This window comes from Pseudomonas sp. GD03903, assembly GCF_029840045.1.
GTDB classification, from domain to species: domain Bacteria; phylum Pseudomonadota; class Gammaproteobacteria; order Pseudomonadales; family Pseudomonadaceae; genus Pseudomonas; species Pseudomonas pseudonitroreducens.
This window is the reverse complement of the sequence record NZ_JAOCBT010000013.1, coordinates 85,518-102,864: the sequence shown is the minus strand read 5'-3', so window position 1 is coordinate 102,864 and position 17,347 is coordinate 85,518. Positions and strand designations below refer to the sequence as shown.

Annotated in this window: 26 protein-coding genes; 10 read left to right on the top strand and 16 right to left on the bottom strand. The window is 63.5% G+C overall.

All coding sequences use genetic code 11. The features are described from left to right. The 16 genes from N5C91_RS20415 to N5C91_RS20340 all read right to left on the bottom strand — a co-directional run bounded on the left by N5C91_RS20415 (position 1) and on the right by N5C91_RS20340 (position 12,471). The gene (locus tag N5C91_RS20415) at positions 1-282 is read right to left on the bottom strand and encodes a hypothetical protein (protein WP_279831596.1); all 282 of its coding nucleotides are present in this window, start codon (positions 280-282) and stop codon (positions 1-3) included. A 10-nt stretch (positions 283-292) separates the two neighbouring features. Continuing rightward, positions 293-1,291 (bottom strand): DUF2184 domain-containing protein, encoded by a 999-nt coding sequence (locus N5C91_RS20410; protein WP_279831594.1) that lies wholly within the window; start codon positions 1,289-1,291, stop codon positions 293-295. Positions 1,292-1,304: 13 nt separating this feature from the next. Beyond that, positions 1,305-1,799: a hypothetical protein gene (locus tag N5C91_RS20405; protein WP_279831591.1), complete on the bottom strand. Its 495-nt coding sequence runs from the start codon at positions 1,797-1,799 to the stop codon at positions 1,305-1,307. Positions 1,800-1,809: 10 nt separating this feature from the next. Next, complete coding sequence (locus N5C91_RS20400) at positions 1,810-3,102, bottom strand: DUF2213 domain-containing protein (protein WP_279831589.1); 1,293 nt, start codon at positions 3,100-3,102, stop codon at positions 1,810-1,812. Positions 3,103-3,139: 37 nt separating this feature from the next. After that, positions 3,140-3,877 (bottom strand): phage minor head protein, encoded by a 738-nt coding sequence (locus N5C91_RS20395; protein WP_279831587.1) that lies wholly within the window; start codon positions 3,875-3,877, stop codon positions 3,140-3,142. Continuing rightward, on the bottom strand, positions 3,813-5,288 hold the full coding sequence (locus N5C91_RS20390; protein ID WP_279831585.1) for a DUF1073 domain-containing protein: 1,476 nt from the start codon (positions 5,286-5,288) through the stop codon (positions 3,813-3,815). Before N5C91_RS20390 ends, N5C91_RS20395 begins: the two co-directional genes overlap by 65 nt. Further along, the gene (locus tag N5C91_RS20385; protein ID WP_279831583.1) at positions 5,288-6,883 is read right to left on the bottom strand and encodes a hypothetical protein; all 1,596 of its coding nucleotides are present in this window, start codon (positions 6,881-6,883) and stop codon (positions 5,288-5,290) included. The genes N5C91_RS20390 and N5C91_RS20385 overlap by 1 nt, the downstream gene beginning before the upstream one ends. Beyond that, positions 6,883-7,440 carry a terminase small subunit gene (locus N5C91_RS20380; RefSeq protein ID WP_279831581.1) on the bottom strand — a complete coding sequence of 186 codons (558 nt, stop codon included), beginning with the start codon at positions 7,438-7,440 and terminating at the stop codon, positions 6,883-6,885. Before N5C91_RS20380 ends, N5C91_RS20385 begins: the two co-directional genes overlap by 1 nt. A 12-nt stretch (positions 7,441-7,452) precedes the next feature. Next, positions 7,453-7,752 carry a hypothetical protein gene (locus N5C91_RS20375; RefSeq protein WP_081754108.1) on the bottom strand — a complete coding sequence of 100 codons (300 nt, stop codon included), beginning with the start codon at positions 7,750-7,752 and terminating at the stop codon, positions 7,453-7,455. Positions 7,753-7,754: 2 nt separating this feature from the next. Beyond that, positions 7,755-8,078, bottom strand: coding sequence for a peptidase M48, Ste24p (locus tag N5C91_RS20370; protein WP_279831576.1), 324 nt, complete (start codon positions 8,076-8,078; stop codon positions 7,755-7,757). Positions 8,079-8,193: 115 nt separating this feature from the next. Continuing rightward, a complete protein-coding gene (locus tag N5C91_RS20365) occupies positions 8,194-9,063 on the bottom strand; it encodes a hypothetical protein (RefSeq protein WP_279831575.1) in 870 nt (289 codons plus the stop codon). A 28-nt stretch (positions 9,064-9,091) separates the two neighbouring features. After that, entirely contained in the window at positions 9,092-9,802 is a 711-nt protein-coding gene (locus N5C91_RS20360; protein ID WP_279831573.1) for an AP2 domain-containing protein, read from the bottom strand. Next, on the bottom strand, positions 9,799-10,248 hold the full coding sequence (locus N5C91_RS20355) for a RusA family crossover junction endodeoxyribonuclease (protein ID WP_279831674.1): 450 nt from the start codon (positions 10,246-10,248) through the stop codon (positions 9,799-9,801). The genes N5C91_RS20360 and N5C91_RS20355 overlap by 4 nt, the downstream gene beginning before the upstream one ends. Before the next feature lie 667 nt (positions 10,249-10,915). After that, positions 10,916-11,914, bottom strand: coding sequence for a hypothetical protein (locus N5C91_RS20350; RefSeq protein ID WP_279831572.1), 999 nt, complete (start codon positions 11,912-11,914; stop codon positions 10,916-10,918). 3 nt (positions 11,915-11,917) lie between these two features. Continuing rightward, a complete protein-coding gene (locus N5C91_RS20345) occupies positions 11,918-12,226 on the bottom strand; it encodes a CII family transcriptional regulator (RefSeq protein ID WP_024765187.1) in 309 nt (102 codons plus the stop codon). Between the two features lie 2 nt (positions 12,227-12,228). Continuing rightward, positions 12,229-12,471 carry a helix-turn-helix transcriptional regulator gene (locus tag N5C91_RS20340; RefSeq protein ID WP_024765186.1) on the bottom strand — a complete coding sequence of 81 codons (243 nt, stop codon included), beginning with the start codon at positions 12,469-12,471 and terminating at the stop codon, positions 12,229-12,231. A gap of 112 nt (positions 12,472-12,583) precedes the next feature. On the opposite strand from N5C91_RS20340, the gene N5C91_RS20335 reads away from it, so the two are divergent. The 10 genes from N5C91_RS20335 (at position 12,584) to N5C91_RS20290 (ending at position 17,338) form a co-directional block, all read left to right on the top strand. Next, the gene (locus tag N5C91_RS20335; protein WP_279831569.1) at positions 12,584-13,234 is read left to right on the top strand and encodes a LexA family transcriptional regulator; all 651 of its coding nucleotides are present in this window, start codon (positions 12,584-12,586) and stop codon (positions 13,232-13,234) included. 8 nt (positions 13,235-13,242) lie between these two features. After that, on the top strand, positions 13,243-13,716 hold the full coding sequence (locus N5C91_RS20330) for a hypothetical protein (protein ID WP_279831568.1): 474 nt from the start codon (positions 13,243-13,245) through the stop codon (positions 13,714-13,716). A gap of 102 nt (positions 13,717-13,818) precedes the next feature. Further along, entirely contained in the window at positions 13,819-14,070 is a 252-nt protein-coding gene (locus N5C91_RS20325; protein WP_279831567.1) for a DUF1654 domain-containing protein, read from the top strand. Between the two features lie 501 nt (positions 14,071-14,571). Continuing rightward, complete coding sequence (locus N5C91_RS20320; RefSeq protein WP_279831566.1) at positions 14,572-14,793, top strand: hypothetical protein; 222 nt, start codon at positions 14,572-14,574, stop codon at positions 14,791-14,793. Between the two features lie 418 nt (positions 14,794-15,211). Beyond that, positions 15,212-15,403 (top strand): hypothetical protein, encoded by a 192-nt coding sequence (locus tag N5C91_RS20315; protein ID WP_279831564.1) that lies wholly within the window; start codon positions 15,212-15,214, stop codon positions 15,401-15,403. A gap of 38 nt (positions 15,404-15,441) precedes the next feature. Continuing rightward, positions 15,442-15,888, top strand: coding sequence for a hypothetical protein (locus N5C91_RS20310; RefSeq protein ID WP_279831563.1), 447 nt, complete (start codon positions 15,442-15,444; stop codon positions 15,886-15,888). Then, entirely contained in the window at positions 15,885-16,073 is a 189-nt protein-coding gene (locus tag N5C91_RS20305) for a hypothetical protein (protein WP_279831561.1), read from the top strand. The genes N5C91_RS20310 and N5C91_RS20305 overlap by 4 nt, the downstream gene beginning before the upstream one ends. Continuing rightward, complete coding sequence (locus tag N5C91_RS20300; protein ID WP_279831559.1) at positions 16,070-16,288, top strand: hypothetical protein; 219 nt, start codon at positions 16,070-16,072, stop codon at positions 16,286-16,288. The genes N5C91_RS20305 and N5C91_RS20300 overlap by 4 nt, the downstream gene beginning before the upstream one ends. Continuing rightward, positions 16,285-16,419: a hypothetical protein gene (locus N5C91_RS20295; protein ID WP_279831557.1), complete on the top strand. Its 135-nt coding sequence runs from the start codon at positions 16,285-16,287 to the stop codon at positions 16,417-16,419. The genes N5C91_RS20300 and N5C91_RS20295 overlap by 4 nt, the downstream gene beginning before the upstream one ends. A gap of 7 nt (positions 16,420-16,426) precedes the next feature. Further along, positions 16,427-17,338 carry a lambda-exonuclease family protein gene (locus N5C91_RS20290; RefSeq protein WP_279831556.1) on the top strand — a complete coding sequence of 304 codons (912 nt, stop codon included), beginning with the start codon at positions 16,427-16,429 and terminating at the stop codon, positions 17,336-17,338. Positions 17,339-17,347: the final 9 nt, after the last annotated feature.

Below are 17,347 nucleotides of genomic sequence, written 5' to 3'. Positions count from 1 at the left end.
TTAGGCCTTCTTGTTGGCTTCCGCCTCCGCTTTGGCCTTGGCCTCGGCATCGGCTTTTTCTTTCGCCTCGGCTTCAGCCTTAGCTTTGGCTTCCGCCTCCGCTTTGGCCTTGGCCTCGGCATCTGGGTCCACCTTGGCTTTTTCCTTGATCGGCTCGAGATGCGCCTGAACGAACCAGTGGTCGAGGTGCTTGTCCTCGATGTCCTGAGTGCCGGTCGCAAAGTCGATGATGCCTTCCGGGGTGTTCAGTTTGAACGCCTTGAGCACGTTGCGCTTGGCCATGATGCTCTCCTCAGATGCCGTCGCGGTAGCCGATGGTCTCCGGGTAGACCACTTCCACCACGCCCAGGCGGCCGTAGTAGGTGGTGATCTGGCGGATTCCGCGGTACTCGAGCGGGGTACGTTGCAGCGGCACCAGCGGGAAGCGGACGCGATCCTGCTCGTTGGTGTAGGCCATCATGCGGTTGGTGTTGCTGGTGCCGCGGTTGGTGAGCCACTTCAGCGGCTGGATGTTCAGCGGGCGGCCATTGATGGAGTTTGACAGGCTGTTGACGCGCAGGAACTCCAGCACCGAGATGTTACCGGCGTCGGAGACGATGCGGCTCACCAGGCGGCTGTAGTTGACCGGGTCCAGGCGCAGTTCGCTGGGGCAGATGGAGAAGCCAGAAGCGGCCCACACGCTGTTCAGCAGGTCGTTCACGTCGGCCAGGATCTGCGCCGGAGTGGCGGTAAGCCAGTTGCCGGTGACCGCGTTGCTGACGTTGGTGACAGTTGCGGCGTTCACCAGCCCGGTTACGCCCAGGTCGGCATCACCGATGTACACCTGCTCATCGGTGTCCATGTTGTGCTTGAGCTGCATGCCGCTGAACTTCTGGGAGTCCACCGGGCGGCCCAGCTGCTGGGCAGAAGCCAGTTCCGGCAGGGTCCACGACAGCTCCATGCCCCATAGGGTCAGCGGGCTCGCGGTCTTGCCGATGTCCAGCGCCAGAGAGGCGATGGAACTGGAGTCCTTGCCGATCCAGGCCTTGCCGTTCGGACTGGTACCTCCCACGGCAGCGAAGGTGCTGTTGGTGAAGCTGGACATCTCGTCCGCGATCGACACGTCCTCGCGGAGTTGGATGTCACGCGACCAGGTCACGGACGCCAACGGGCCGTGCAGGTTCTGGTCCAGGCGCTCCAGTTCACCGATCAGGAACACGCCGGTGGAGTCGATGGTTGCCGCGTCGAAAGTCATCATCGAGTCGCGGGTGTGCGCACGTTTGATAGCGCGCGGCAGGATCAGGTTGCTCATCGAGCTATCTCCGTCAGATGTTGTAGGCGATTTCGACGTTGCCAGAGGCATCCGCCGGGCCCATGAAGGTTGCGGTGGTGATCGCCACGGTGTTGGTGGAGTCGGCCGCAGCCTCGATGCCACCGATCGGCTTTCCGGCGGCAGCGGCGGCCACGCGGACATACACCTGTCCGTCCTTCGCGGCGGTGCCGGCGTTCAGCTTCACGGTCATGTAGCCGCGGCGCAGAACATCGGCGACGCCTTTGGTGGGCGGCGTGGAGGTGCCGAGCGGGTCGGAACCGGAGCCGCCGGTGATCGGGTACGGACGAACCAGCAGGCCGTACTCGACGCCGGCGGTGTCGCCCGCGCCGAAGGGCACGAACTTCTCGCTGGCGATTTTCCCGAACAGGCCGAAGCCGGTGAACGGCAGCGACGGGTTCAGGAATACCGGTTCGATGGTGGATTGGCTGGCACGGGTGACATCACCCGGAATGCCCGCCGGCATGCGGTACAGGAATGCGTTGCTCATCGGGTGGTCCTCAGTTGTTGCCCTGGCCCTGCCAGTGCTTGCGGTTTGCGGCGTTGATATCGGCGATCGATTTGGTCTTGCCGAAGTCACGAGTGGCGGAAGCAGTGCGCGCAGCCTTGTCGTTGTTGCGGACCTTGGCCAGTTCGCTCGCACCGTTGAAGGCGGCGGCCACCTGGTCGGCGGTCAGCTTGTCCAGGGCACGGCCGAACAGGAACGGCTCGACCACGGCCTTGCCGTCGTCATTGGCCATCGCCTTGGTCAGCGCCTGGCGCTGGCAGCTGCAGATGTGGTCGGCGACCTTCACCTTGCCGTCGCGGGTGCCGAAGGTGATGCCCGGAACTAGGATCTCGGCGCGGGAGCGAAGGTCGGTCAGCGCGGCGCTGTCACCGGTGTAGGTCTCGCCGCCAGCCTCGGGGTTTTCCTTGGCCTTCTCGGCTTCGAGGACGTCGTCAGTAGTCTCTTCGGAGTCCTCTTCGTCATCGTCCTCGGTCTTCTCTTCCATCTTCGCTTCCATGTCGCCGACACGGGCCGACAGGGCGCGGAGCTCTTTGAGGATCAGCTTGGAGGCTGCGTCGCCGGTTTTGCCCGACTCCTTCTCCTCCTCGCTCTCTTCCTCATCAGCGGTTTCGGCTTCCTTCGCCAGCTCTTCGGCTGCCTCGGCGTCCTTGGACATGAAGGCCGCGCGCAGGCGATCGGCGAAGCTGCGTTTCTTGGTCTTGCTCATGGTGTCGGAGTCTCCGATTGCGCAGCGCGGGCCACAGCGGCCACGCTCTACCAGTGCTACGTGGTTGCCCACGATGTTGGTCTGACGCCCTCGGCCGGGAGCCAGCTGTTCATAGTCCGCGTCGTAGCCGCAGGAGACCTGCCGCAAACGTTCGCTGTTGGGGTCGTTGTCGCTGCGCACCAAAGCGATAGCAGCGGCATCGGTGATGAGCAGGTCCGCCAGCACCAGGTCTGACTCGACGTCGGCGCCGCGTCGCACGTTCTGGGTGATGCCAACCGTGAGCTCTTTCCAGTTCGCCGGGGTCACGAACTCGTCGGGGTGCGAGAGCGTCACCGGCTTTCCTTCGAAGCTGGCCATCGTCTCGGGGCGGAACACCTCGTCGGCGTTGCGCTCGATAGTCACCAGGCCGCCCGGGCCGCCCTCTACCGGGATTTCGCTCTCGTCGTAGATCAGCGTGCCGGTGCGCGCGATGGGAACCGCCTCACACAGCAGGAACCCTTCCGGCGTCATCCGCTGGCGAGCGCTCAGAGTCTCGGGCGTGAACCAGCGGCCGGCGTCGTCTTGCGTCCTTACCTGCATGGTGTGCACTCACAAAAAGCCCGCCAGGCGGCGGGTGTCATTCGGGGATTACTGGCTCAGGCCAGCACCTGCAGTTCGGCAGGCATCCGGCGTGGCCGGTGAGCTTGTCCAGGGTGGGCGGGTCGGACCAGAGCACGAACTTCCCAGCCATGTCCTTGTGGGAGCTGCGCACGGTGCCGTCGTGAGCGGTGCGCCAGATGTAGCCCTCGCTGCCGGTTGCCTTCGCGCGCGCCTCGGTCAGCGTCGCAGCGGTGCGCGATACCTCGGTACGGGCGATCAACTGCGCGCGGCTGGTGGCGACCTCGCCGGAGCGCTGAATCTCCTTGGCGATCTCGTTCGACCTGGTGGCGTCCTCGATGCCCTGAATGGTCAGCGTGTGCACGCGCTGGGCAGCTTCGAGAGGGATGCTCTTAATCAGCGTCACCTGCTCTGCGAGCAGCCCGCGCATCACAGCGCCGGTGTCGGCGTGCAGGATCTCGTCCCGCAGCGCCTTCGACATCTCCTCGGTGCGCGCAGCCCAGGCCTTGCGGTCCTGCTGGTTCACGTCGGCGATCATCCGGCCGCCCTTGGCGATGGCCCAATCATTCAGCGCGTCGGCGTACCGGCGCAGGATCTGGCTGATGGTCGGGTCGGCGGCAGGATCACCCGGCGGGAAGCCGTTGATGATCGAGCCGACTTGCCGCGCCACCTGGGTCAGGCTGCGCTGGTACTCACGCTCCGCCCGGCTGGTCCTGACCGGATTCCGAGATTTCTTTTTCCGATCGATCGTTCGCATCAGGCAGGCCCAAGGTCTCGGCACCAGGTGGCGGGTCGTTCTCCGCTTCCTTGATGTCCTCGTCGGTGATGTTCGACCAGAGGCCGGTGGTCTGGCTGGACTGGCGCATTTCCTTCAGCGCCGTCGCCCGGCTGATGATCCCGGCGTCGTAGGCCTCGACGATCGACGAGGTGTCCTTGCTACCGATGTCCGCCTTCTCGGTGTCGGTGAGCTGCCAGAGCGGGCGGAACTGGAAGTCCCAGCCCTCGGGCATTTCCTTACCCAGCACAGAGCGCGCCACCACTTCCAGCAGCGTGGTCACGCCCGGACGCAGGTCTCTGTCCTGCCAGGCCGCTACGTTGTCGTAGTAGGTGCGCAGGTCACTGTCACCGGCGCTGTTCAGGCCGCCAGGGGACTGACCGAACAGGCGAACCAGCGGAATCTGCAGCGCGCCGGAGATCTGCTCGCCAAAGCTCAGCATCAGCTCGGCCAGGCCGGAGAAGCTGTACTGGTGCGCCTCGAACTCGTCGGACGCATCCATGAGGGTGAGCCCCTCGTTGGACTGGTACAGACGGATCATTTCCATCTGCTTGACGAAGGCCTCGAAGGTCTTGCCGCCCATCGCGATGATCTCGCGAAGCTTCTCGACCTTGTAGGTCCGCAGGTGCGCCTTGTAGACGAGCTGCGCGGAGCCAGAGCTGGTGCTGTCGAATGCGATCAGGCGATCCCACAGCCGCTCCAGCACCGATTGGCCCCAGCCGTTCTCGGCGATGCGCTGCCAGTACGGGAGCTGGACGCCTTCCAGGCGGATCACGCGGGTGTAGTGGATCTTCTGGTTGATCAGCGCCTGGGCATCGGCCACCACGGTGTAGAACTTCGGCTTGCCGAGGTTCGGTCCCAGTTCGGTGACGAGGTTCTCCAGCGACGGCTGCACCAGCCAGCGGTCAAGCACCAGCAGTCCCTTGAACTGGCCCTTGGTGATCGTGTCCAGCCGCAGCGGCGTGCTGACGTCCTGGCCATCGATCAGCATCACGGCGATCGAGCCGCCGTAGAGGCGCGACCACTTCACGTTGTCGCACAGCTGGTTCCAGACCTGCAGGCGCTCCAGCGCCTGGTTCAGCTTGTCCTTGTCCTCGGGCTCCATGTCCGACACCAGCTCAATACCGGATCGGGTCATGTCCTGCGCCACCAGGTCCACGGCCATGCCGGCAATCCAACTGGAGCGGTAGACCGCCTCCATCTGCACGCGGTTGCGGCTGACCAGGTCGAAGGTGTAGTGCGAAGCGGCGTTCTGGTTGTTGGCCTGCAGGCCGACGCGCGCGGCGAAGTTCTCGAAGCTGTCGCGGGTGACGAACGACTTGCGGGCCCGGTCGGTGTCGTGGGTCACCTTGGCTGCCAGGCGCTGCTGTTGCCGTGCGTTCTTCTTGCTCATCAGCCTGCCAGCCTGTTCCAGATGTCCAATGCTCGGGTTGCCGGCTGGTAGCAGATCATCACTGCGTCAGCGAGGTTCGGCGATTTCGTGCCCTCGGGGGCCTTGTCGATCACGATCTTGCCCACCTGGTTGATCGTGTAGGTCGGCTGGGAAAGCTCCATCGTCAGCGGCGCCAGCTCGGAGAGCGATGGGTCGATGCTGATGATGTCGTCGGGGTCGAAGTCCATGCCCTCGACCACGGCGCGGTAGGTCGCCTGGAACCGCATCCGGAGCGCCCACCAGGCCTGAGCCTTGGCGTTCGCGAAGAAGTCCTTGTTCTTCCGCTCTTTGACCATCTCGCCTTCAGGGTCGAACACGGGGCCGGAGCCGCGGAATGGAGAGTCATCTATGCGGCGCTTGCCTTCCTCGTGGCGCGCTTCGTTGATCACCCTGGCATCGCCGCGCACGCCGGCACCGAGGCCATCGGCGTCGTAGTCGAAGCCCTCATAGTCCCGTGCTTCGCAAATCGCGAAGCCACGCACCACTGAGCCGTAGATGTCGCCGCCCTTACCGGACCACGATTCGAGGAAGTCGAGCAGGAAGCCGTGGCGGCCAGCGAAGGCGTTCTTGTCCGCCCCCTCGTCCGCAACGTCCATGGCGCCACGGCGCATGCCGGTCGGCTGCACGCCGAGCTTGATGTGCGCCCCGATGGCGGCCTGCACCCAGGCGGACGGGATGACAACGCCCTCGACCGAGGCCGAGTAGTTGATATCGATTTCTTGGGCCACGACGACGGGGTCAAGCTCGCTGACCTGCTTCGCGTACCAGGCCTCATCCTTGCGCGGGTCGTCGCGCCAGTGGAAGGTGAAGACCTTGATCTTCCCGCTGTGCCGGCGCTGGGCGAAGGAGTTGCCCATGCCGTTGGGCGTCGAGATGTCCTGGCGGCAGTTGGTGGTTGCCGACAGAGATGCGTCGACCAGCTGCGGGCGCTCAAGGAAGGCCGATTCGTCGACGATGTAGAAGCTGGAGCGGTCGCCCCGGCCGATGCCATCGCCGGACTCGCCGGTGATCACCGAATCGGTGCCAGGGAACATGATGCGCATGTGCGGGGCGTGCTTGCCGGCTTCCCAGCCGCCGCGGAACTCCGACGGCAGCAGGCGCATGAACTCGCGAGCCTTCCAGAACAAGCTCTTGGGGGAGCCAATCTTGTCGACGTACTCCTCCTTGCGGGAGCCGAAGCCGACCACCACGCCGTGGTGGAACAGGCATACCGTATCGGCCAGGCCGACGGTGAGCCATGACATGCCCATGTCACGGGTCTTCTCGGTGATCCCTGGCTCCTGCGCCTTCCAACGCGCCATGAACCACTCGACCCACTCCTCCTGCTTCGGGAACAGCAGGAAGGGGATCATCGCCGGCAGACCGCGCTCGACGTTGCGCGGGTCGAAGGTCATGCCCCAATCGATGATGAACTGGGCCGGGTTGTCCCGGTAGAACAGCTTCAGCGCCGGCAACACACTCGGATCACGCCGAATCCGCAGCAGACGCTCCGCGCGCCACTCGAACACCTCGACGTAGTCCGGCTTGCGGAAGTCGAAGGGGAACGGGATAGGCATCAGGAACTCATCAGTTGCTGGTATATCTTCGCGGCCTCCTGCGGGTCGGTGACCGCCGTGACCGACTGGATGGGGCCTCCGCCCTTGCCGCTCAGCGCCACGTTGTCCGTGAACATGCCGAAGTGGCGGCCAAGCAGCTCCAGGTTCTTCACCTTGTCCGGCCACTTGATCTTCTTCAGCAGGCCGACCATCTCGCGGTCGTCGCCGCGGCCTTCGAACATTTCGGCCAGGTCGAAGCCGCTCAGGTACTGGCGCCAGACCTTGGGCCACTGACTGACGGGTTTCAGCTGCATGTCGTCCGTCATGATGTCCAGGACGTCCATCTGGTCGATCTCGACCATCCGGCGCAGCACGTAGTCCGCATCGATTTCAGTCCGGCTTGCACGCGCTTGCATCGCGGCCTCAACCGCTGCGGCGATTTCAGGCTTGCGCAGGTTCTGGTAGCCGATCTCGGAGGCGCGCCGCTCGCTGTACCCTGCACGGATCGCTGCTTGCGTCGCGTTGAGGTCGACGAGGTACTCCTCGACGAAGCGGCGCTGCTTGTTGGTGAGCGCCATGGGGAATCTCTCTTATCGGTGCTGTCGCCGGCGATCTACGCCATCCCAGGACCAGTCAGCGCGGAATATCTGCTTCCGGCGCGACCAGGCGTAGCTGACGATGCCGAGGTGCATCACCACCGCCCAGGGGCTTACCCAGTAGCCTTTGGCCAGCTCGACCAGCAAGCCGAAGGCTCCGATGGCGACCAGGTAGAACGACAGGCTCAGGATTGGATGCTCGAACAGGTGGACGGCGCGCAGGAACTCCAGCGCGGCCAGTACCACCAGAATGCACAGCACGGCGTCCAAGCCCATGAGGATCGAGTTCATCATGGTCAGGCACCTCGGGGCGTCAGGAAGCGCTCCGCAAAGGCTTTCATGCCGGGGATCACGTTCATGGCCAGCAGGCCAATGGTGAAGGCGACGCCGGCGAGGAAGGGGTCATCCAGGGGGATGATGTAGGTCCGGGAGAGCCAGCCAGCGACTGGCTGAGTCCAGTAGGTGGAGCACCCGAGGCCGGTGAAGACCGCCAGAGCGGCCTGCAACCGCGTCAGGTCCTTCAGGAAGCCGAGCGAGAGGATGGAGCCCCAGAACCCGGCGATGGTCACGCTGTACTTGGCAAACAGCGCGCCAATACCGATGGAGGTCGTGGGTTCCATCTGGTCCTCCGCTGAAAACAAAAAACCCGGCGCGAGGGCCGGGTTTCGATGATTGTTTCGTGCGGGGTGTAGTTGTGCACGATGGCGAAACAGTATCGGAAAGCTCTTCAAATCGTCAAGCGACCTGTTTCAGACGCTCCTTCTGGCTCCAGTAGGCCGCCACGCGGTCGTGGTAGCGCTGGTGTACGTCCGGCTGCTCGTATATGTCATCGGCCCACTCGGCTCGGTAGGCATCGCTGTAGCGCTTCATCCGCGCGGCCCAAGCCGCCAACTGCTGGTTGGACATACCGCGAAGCCGCTCGACTAGGCGCTGCTGCAGCTGCTCGCGGCGCTGGGCGTACAGCTCGGCGCGCTGCTCGGCGACAACGTCACGATCCTCCTGCAGCCAGCGCCAGCCTGGCCCCTTGCGCCAGCCCTGCTCATTGGCGACCACATCCGCCACCGGCTTCAACGCCTGCGCATCGAGCCTGTCAACGTGGCGCGCCAGCCGCTCCCAGGTGCTGGCATAGTCCCGCGCCCAGTTGCAGGGGTCGATACGGCAGCCCAGGCGCTCCTCGATGAACAGGCAGACGTCGCCCGGGCCCAGGGTGTCGCGGCCGTTCACTGCGCGCTTGTGCGAGTTGATCGCCGCCAGCGCCATCCAGTAGGCACGCTCGCCCTGGCGCTGCGTGAGCTGTCCGAGGCCGGCGCCGATCCAGACCAGGCCGTGGGCAATTGCCACGTCATCGCCGGTCGCCAGCGGCGAGTACAGCGTGTGCCCGAAGTGCTGCAGGGGCTTCGGCAGGGTGCGAATTGCAGCCTGCACCAGCCCGGCCGCCAGCATGTGGGCGCTGCGCCCGTTGGTGTCCTTGCGGTCAGGGTGCGTCTCGTTGGCCACCCGGCCCTCCTTGCCCAGCGCAGCCTTGTCGGCCGCGACCGCCAGCACTGAGCTCCGATTCTCGTAGAAGGCGTCGTGCCACGCCTGCCGTGCGCTGATGAGCTTCATACCACCCCTCCCCTGTAGTTTCCCGTAGTCACTGCTCGCCCTCGATCAGAGGGACGACTTTCACTCGCACGCCCGGCGTTTCGCTGTTCGGCGATGCGAACTCACCGTGCAGTTGCAGCGCTGCCCGGTCGTATGCGGCCGCTGCCTCTTCCCGAGTGTCGAAGTTGCCGAGCCTGACTTCCTTACGGCCAACGGTGATTCGGGCACGCCAGCGGCCCTCTGCAGTCCTCGACACACCCTTGAAGCCGCTGGAGTTGTTCTTGGCCAGGCGCGTGTTCTTGGCGTTCTCGCCCTGGGTCGCTTCCCGCAGGTTGCACCGGCGATTGTTCAGCTTGTCGCCGTCGCGGTGGTCCACCCCGCTTCCCTTCGCATCTCCGAACATGATCCAACGGTGAATGGTCACCGAGGACTTCATGCCCTCTGGTCTGCCGGCCACGTAGCCGCGGGCGTCAACCGTCCAAGCCGTCGCAGCCACCTTCGGCAGGTCATCCAGGTCGACCAGGGCGTAGCCGTAGAAGGCACCGTTGCGGCCATGCAGCGGAACCTTGGCGTGGTCCTCGCCCACCTCAATCTCGCGACGATCAAACACCGCTCCGAACAGCCGGACCTCGGCGTCCAGCCGAGCCCGCCGTGCCGCTTCGAATCCATCGAACCAGCCGAGATACACCTGCTTCCCTTCGTGCCCGATCTTGGCGATGAAGCCACCATCCGCATGCTTGAACACACCCCTGAACTTCATCTCTGCGCCCCTTCAGCCATCAGCGGAACAATCTTCACTTCGACGCGCGGCACCTCGGCGTACCGCTTCGTCAGCATCACGTTGACGACCTGAGTATCGTCCTTCCACACCACGCCGTTGAGCGCGTCGCATACCGCCTTCAGGCAGTTGTCGGCGTCACACTTCACGGTGGGCATGACCTCGCCGACCAGTGCCATGGCTTGGCGCTTCTTCGACCAAGACCGGGGAATGGGATGGAACATCCGAAGCTCGATGAGAACGGGGCCGGCGATCAGGGAACGACCCGCGAGCGCTTCCTGGGCGGCCATGGCTACCAGGCCTTCGTAGGCCACAGTTTTGGTCGGCGTGAACATCCGGGCGTGGCTGCCGACGCGACCGATGCGCGGCCTTCCCTTCCCCACCGGCTCGCCCGGTACCGTGAACAGCACGGGGCGAAGGTCCATCACAACGACCTCCGCGAATCGCGCTCGACCTGCGCCTTGCGAGCCAAGCGGTCTCGGTTGTATTCCTCCCAGGCTGCGGTGCGGCGCCGATCGAGGAATGCGAGCAGCCAGCCGATGCTCGGGAGGCTGGCCAGGATCAGCAGCAGTGCGATCTCTACCAGGTTCACGGGCGCACCCCATCTTCGCCAGCAGCAGCGCCCTTGCCTGCTTCGGATCGCTGGGCAGCCCCTGGGCCATGAGCATGTCACGTGCCTCGCGGTGCGAGTGCGCCATCTGCTTCTGCATCGGCGTCTTCTCGTCGTGAGCGATCGCTTTCGGGATTTCCTCGTCCAGCGGCTTACCCATGGCGGCGCGGGCTTTGACGATGGCGTAGTTGCGGGAGAAGACCTTGTGCAGGGCCTTGTCGGTCAACTTGCCGTGCTTCAGGTCCCAGGTGCCGGTGGCCTTGGCGGCGATGCGAACTGCCTCGTGGCCGTAGATACCGCGCAGCGCTTGCTCCCAGGCTTCATCGTCGGTGGGCATGCCATGCACTTCCAGGCACAAGGCGCGAAAGACGTTCGCCGGCGGCGGCCAGTCGAATTCGGTCCCTTTGTTCACCAGGGCGGCCAGGCCGTTAGCCAGTTGCACGCCGGTCAGCCCATGCAGGACCGTCGCCCAAACGCTTTCCGGGTCAGCCTTGTCGCCAAAACTCGACGTCCAGCGGTGGCCGTACATCTCCGCCATCTTCAGCCAGAGTCTCTCCAGCAGCCTGTCGGGCAGCTTCTGCGGCGGCGTTGTTGGCTTTGACTCGATCGACGGATGAGAGAGGACCTTGTCGACGAGGGAATCCGCGCGAGGCGGGATGATGGCCGGCTTGGCCTTGGGAAGGTCCTTGTTGTCCGGTGGTGTGCTCATCGCGCTGCTCCTGTGCAAGCGACAGCCGCTGGGTTTCCAGCAGCAGCTGTTCGAGGAAGTTTCGGTAGTACAACGGGGTGTCTGGCACTGCGCCGAGCTTCGCTTCGGCGGTCTCCATGGCGGTTCGTACTTGCGAGGTGTTGATGCGGCGCTCTACCCACTGAGCGAAGAGCGGCATGGTTTTGGCGGTCTGGACGACGTGCATTTGGAAGCGGCGCTCCCGGATGAAGAACTGGCACCACTGGCCAGCAGTCGAGGGCGTTTCGAAATCGTCGCGCGCGGTAGGTACGGTATGGTTATCTCCGGTTACCGGAGGTGTGCCCACTTTTGAGCATTCCACCCCTCCCGCTTCTCTGCCCTCTTCTTCCGTGAAAGGACCGTTATTGCTGGGCTCCAGACCTTCCACATATCTGCCCGCTTCATCTGCCCACTTACTGCCCACTTTATTTCGGGCGGATTGATCCCGTGTCGCTCTGAAGAGCTCGAAAATCAGCTTCCGAGTCCCGTGGTTTTCGCTTGAGAGGCCACGCTTCACTAGCCAAACATGAGCGCGTCGAAGCTCCTTCTCGGAGGGCTCGCCCCCCTTAATGCCCTGGTGTGGTTCGACGTACAGTTCCTCGGCGATCGACTTCCACGAGATACCGCGGCGCTCGCCGACAAGACCTGTCCGGTAGTCCATGAACGGGCGAAGGCCGAATACGTAGATCTCCCGGGCAAGCATCGGCAAGCCCCGGAGCGCCTCGCGCTCGTCGTCGTTGATCAGGAACGACGGCATTCGTCAGTCGGCCACGAGCTGGTCGACGCCCTGGACGTGATCCATCCAGCGCTTGGCCTGGTAGAGGATCGCCTCGATGTCGCGCTCGTCGAAGCAGCGCATGCCCTTCGGCACGATCTTCAGGTCCAGCACTGCGAGGATCTCGCAGAACTGCTGGAACTTCTCCGGCTTCATCCGGCTGATCGTTGCCTCGTCGCAACCGACTGCAACCGCGACCGGCGCATTGCCGACCGAGGAAAGTCGCTGCAAGAGAATGGCGAAGTTCTTGCGGGCCCTGATCGTCTGATCCTGGTCCAATTGAGTCGTGGCCATGGTCAGGACGCCAGTTGCACAGGCATAGGCGCCTGCTGAGGTTCAGGTTCGGGGAACGCTTCAGCCAGGGTGCATTCAGCACCGAGGTCATTAAGCGCTGCGACGATGCGGCGGCATTCGCTGAGACCGGGTTTACGACGTCCTGTCTCGTAATGGCCGATCGCGGCCTGGGTGAGGCCAACACGCTCGGCGAGCTGGGTCTGGGTTACACCCGCCTGCTTGCGGATGGCTTTCAAGGCGCTCATGGCGGTCCTCCGGTTGATGTCTTTTTCAAAAATACATTTCGTATTTGACTCTGGCAAGGATTAATACATGGCGTGCGTTGCGCGGATTAATACGGGCTGTAGCATCTCGCCCATGAACGATTGGATTACTGCCGTGCGCGGCGCGATGTCCGAACAGGGCGTCACACAGGACAAGCTCGCTGAGCGAATTGGGAAAACCCAAGGCGCCGTAGGTCACTGGCTGAATGGAAGGCGTGAGCCCGGCCTGGGCGACATCAACCTGATGCTGTCGGTACTTGGGCTTCCGCCGCTTGGCGTTCAGCTACCGACCGAGCGCCTGCAGAACGTCGAGATGGCGTTACAGCCGTCCCGTACTCCGCAAACCTATCCGGTGATCAGCTGGGTCGCAGCAGGTCAGCGCGCCGACTCGCCGGACAACTTCATTCCCGGTGACGCCGAGGATTGGCTTCCCTCGACAGAGAACGCGGGTCCGCATGGCTACTGGCTCATCACCAAGGGCCCGTCGATGACGTCTCCGACCCCACCCAGCTTCCCCGATGGCACTCCGGTCCTCATCCAGCCGGAAGGCTTTGACCTGGTCAGTGGCAAGTTCTATATCGCGAAGCACCGCGACGGAGAGACCACGTTCAAGCAGTACATCTACGACAGCGGCCGCGAGTACCTGGTCCCGCTGAACAAGGAGTTCAAGCAGGTCGAGATGGACGATGCCTGGGAAGTGATCGGGCGCGTCATCGACGCTAAACAGCCGCGCGGCGTGCTATAGGAGACAGAGTGGCCACGGACGACGAAGACAGAAAAGGGAACGATGGTGGAGACGGCAATGAAAAGAAGATTGTGACGACAAGGTCAGTCCGCCGAATCCGCGCAAAAACAAGGGATTGGTCCGCCGCAGTAGAAAAAACTGAAGATGCGATACAAAATACCAAGCGGATCATGGATGAAATTCGCAGCATCCTGGATAGCGACAGTGTCTTAGGCCAAGAAAGTCTCGACCTAGCACGGGCGAAGCTGGAGGAAGAAATGGGTAAACAACTCGACAGGCTTGAAGTGCAGTTCGACCGACTCAATGAAAGCGTCACTGAGATCAAGGTCAGCCTGGGCAAAATCGAGACCAAGCTCGACGGGGCGATTACGCGATCGCAAGCAGCTGTCGCCGCCCTTACCGTCGGCGTAGCTGTGTTTGCAGCCGGATGGTGGGTGGTGCAGCAATATCTGGTTCCTATCCTTTCGCATTTACCCAAGTAAGCAGAATCCGAAATGCCCGGCCTAGAGCCGGGCTTTTCTTTGCCTGCTTGCAAAGCGCCAGCACTCCAAATACTGTATATCCATACAGACAAGGAGAGCCGTATGGCCCGCAAAGCAGTCGCGTATCACGCACCCTCCCCCTATGAACTCCTGGCCCTCCGCATCCAGCGCCAGCTGTTGGCCCCGGCTGCCCAGCTCGCGCGCCGATCCGTTATCAGCCGGATGCCTGACGAACCCGAGGAGGCCTGGTTGCGGTTGCTCGACGAGCTTGCGCAGGAGGATGCGCTGACGATCACGCGCCAGCAGGACGGCACCATCGAGCTCGCCTGGCCTCATCCAGCAACGGACTGGTAACCGACCGATCTGACCAAGCCCGCCAAGTGCGGGCTTTTTTGTGCCTGCGTGGCACGTCAAATACATTTCGTATTGACAGATAAAAATACGTTTTGTATTTTGATTGCACGCCCAACGAATACACCACTGGGCCAGGCCACCGAGCCGCGCTCTTTCACAACATGCGCCATGAACAGCTAGCCGTGAACGCGGCGAGGCAGCCCCGGCCACCACCCGTGGGGCGACAGAAAGTCGGGTGGGCATCATCAACAGCAGAACGCATCGCCTCTGCGGCGACCGGCGACCAGATAGGTGCTGAGGCAAACATCTACCAACGCGACGGCGACCCTTGGGTATTCAGGGCGACCGGAGACGGCTGATCGAGGGCGAAATGCCCGAACCGTGTGAACGACCCGCATGCGATGCGCAGCGTGGCCCGCGCTACTGGGCAGAGACACCGATTTCCTAGATGCCCCTCGCCCGTCCGGGAGGGGCATACGGGAAACCAACCAGGAGAACACCATGAGTACGAATGACGGCGGCCCGGCATTTCCGATTCCGGGCTGGAAGGATGACCCGGACTTCAACGGCATGACTCTGCGCGACTACTTCGCCGGCAAGGTAGTTCAGGGCTTCATGGCCGGGTACTACTCCAACCCCGAGTCCTGCGGCTGGAGCAACGAGGACATCGCGAAGGAAGGCTACAAGCTTGCCGACGCGATGCTCGCAGCTCGCGAATCCTGACCGGGGTTAACCGGCTGCTGGACTCCCAAGCACAAAAAGGGATAGCCCCTCCGCATGACGGGCTCAATGGTTGTGCGGTGACAGCCGGGAAAGACCGGCCCAATGCTCCTGGCGGTTTGTCACGGCTCCGCCAGGGCGCATCGGAGAGTGATCTGTGGTTGCACTCGGCGGACCAGGGTGCCCTCAGAAGGAGGTGCGGCCAGTCAGGTAGCGCTGCCGAAGCTGGCGTAAGTCTTTCGGGTTCGAATCCCGGCCAGATCACTCCCCGATGCGCAAGCATCACCCCCCCATCCTTCGCCCGGCTTCGGCCGGGTTCTTTTTCCGCCCGTATCCGCATGAACGTTCACCGCCTACCCATCGGGCCAGCCCGGCGGCGAGAGCGTTCATTCGCATGCCGGCGCCAGCCGAGGAAACAGCCATGAACAAACCCGTTCCAAGCCCCCAGCTCATCGAAGCCGCTCCGGATCTCCTGGAGACGATCGAAGCGCTGCTGGCCGAGATGAACAAGAACGGCAACTGCATGTATGACCGCCTGCGCGATGACTGCCAGGCGGCCGTCGACAAGGCGAAAGGAAAGAAAGTTCGGCGAGCCACACCGGAATGGCGGTGAGCGCTCGACATCTGCGGACAATTTCAGAGGACCTAACCATGAACGCAAAACTCCAGCGCGCACAGGAAGCCTATGACGCGATGCTGCCGGACGAATCGGAAGCCTTCCTTGATACCACGGAAGGTGCCAACTGGCTCGCCCATGCCGGAGAGACACTGGTCTATGGCGACGACCTGAAGATCGGCGGAAGGTCTGTTGTGCAGGCCTATGACCTGTCTGACGCCGTGGCGACAGAAGCTATACGTCGTGTTGAGGACTGCGAAGACGACGACGGGATGCTAGGCCAGCTTCTTGTGGCTGTAGCCAACTACGACATCGCCAAGGCGTCTCGCTGCCTGAAGAAGCTGCTCGCCCCGAGCAACCATCCGGTCAGTGCAGTAAACGAGATGGCAGAGGCTCTAGCGGCCCAGCACGCCAAGGCTGCTGAAGAGCAGATGCGCCGTGAAGCAGAAGAAGAATGGGCCGAGATGAGGGCTGCATCATGACCACGCGCCCTGTTACCTCGCTCATTGACGACCAGCTGGCCGAGGTCGAACGGATGATCATGCCGGCCGGTGCCGACGTTGCCGCTGCCCTAGGCCTGCCACGCGAGACCCTGGTGGCGAACCTGCCACGCCGCATGGCGCTGACCATCAAGGACGGCCGGAAGAGTCTGGGGGTGCGCAGATGATCACTGCCAAGGAAGCAGACGCTCTCGCCGACCACGCCCTGGGCCAGTACTTCCGGGCCTGCGGCTGCACAACGCCGGAGGACGTCCGGAAGGCCGGCGAGATGGTCATCAGCAAAGCAGCGCGCGGGATCGAGAAGTACTGCGGCACCAAGAAGGCCGTCGACGTTCTCCAGCGCACCTGGTTGCACATCGAGCCGCCGCGGAGGGGGTCATGAACGCCAAGCGCAAAGCCACCCTCATCGGCGCCCTGCTCGCCTGCGCGCTCTACATCCTCCTGATCATCGGCCCTGCCACCGCCGGACACATCACCGGCGAGCAACCCACGACGGCATTCGCCGCGAAGTGAGAACCCCATGACTGCAGCAGCTCTCGCATCGGTCGGCGCGCTCGACCGCACCAAGTACCTCGGCGGCAGCGATGTCGCCGGCATCCTCGGCATCAGCCCCTGGCGCACCCCCCTGGACGTGTACCTGGACAAGGTCCAGCCGCGCACCGGCCCGGTCGATCCGGCGAAGCAGAAGATATTCACGCGCGGCCAGCGGATGGAGCCCTACGTGATCGACCTGCTGGCCGAAGAGACCGGCCTGAAGATAGTCGGCCGCGGCAACCGCTACCGCGACCAGCAGCACGACTTTCTGGCCGCCGAGATCGACGCCGAGGCCGCCAGCGGCGAGAACATCGAAATCAAGACGGTCAGTCCCTTCAAGTCGAAGGAATGGGGCGAGCAGCAGACCGACGCCGTCCCGGTGCACTACACCGCCCAGGCTATGCACGGCCTGATGGTCACCGGCCGCCAGGTCTGCGTCTTCGGCGTGCTGATCGGTGGCGACGACTTCCGCGTGTACCGGGTCGAGCGTGACGACGAGACCATCGCGGCCATTCGCCAGAAGGAGGTCGAGTTCTGGGAGCGCATCCAGCGCCTGGAGCCGCCGGAAGCCACGGCCGTCAGCGACATCCTCCGGATGTTCGAGCGGGACGCCGGCACCAGCATCGAGGCCGACGGCAAGGTCGTGGAGGTGTTCAACCGCTTGCGCGAGTTGAAGGCCCAGGCGAAGGGCCTGGACTACGAAATCGAGTCCGCCGAGGAGCGCATCAAGCTGTTCCTGCAAGACCACGCCAGCCTGACCGTCAACGGCAAGCCCGTGCTCACCTGGAAAACCCAGAGCACCAGCCGCTTCGATCAGACCGCCTTCAAGGAAGCCCACCCCGCGCTGTTCGAGCAGTTCAAGAAGACCAGCGAATCCCGCGTTTTCCGCCTCAAGTAACCGGAGCCC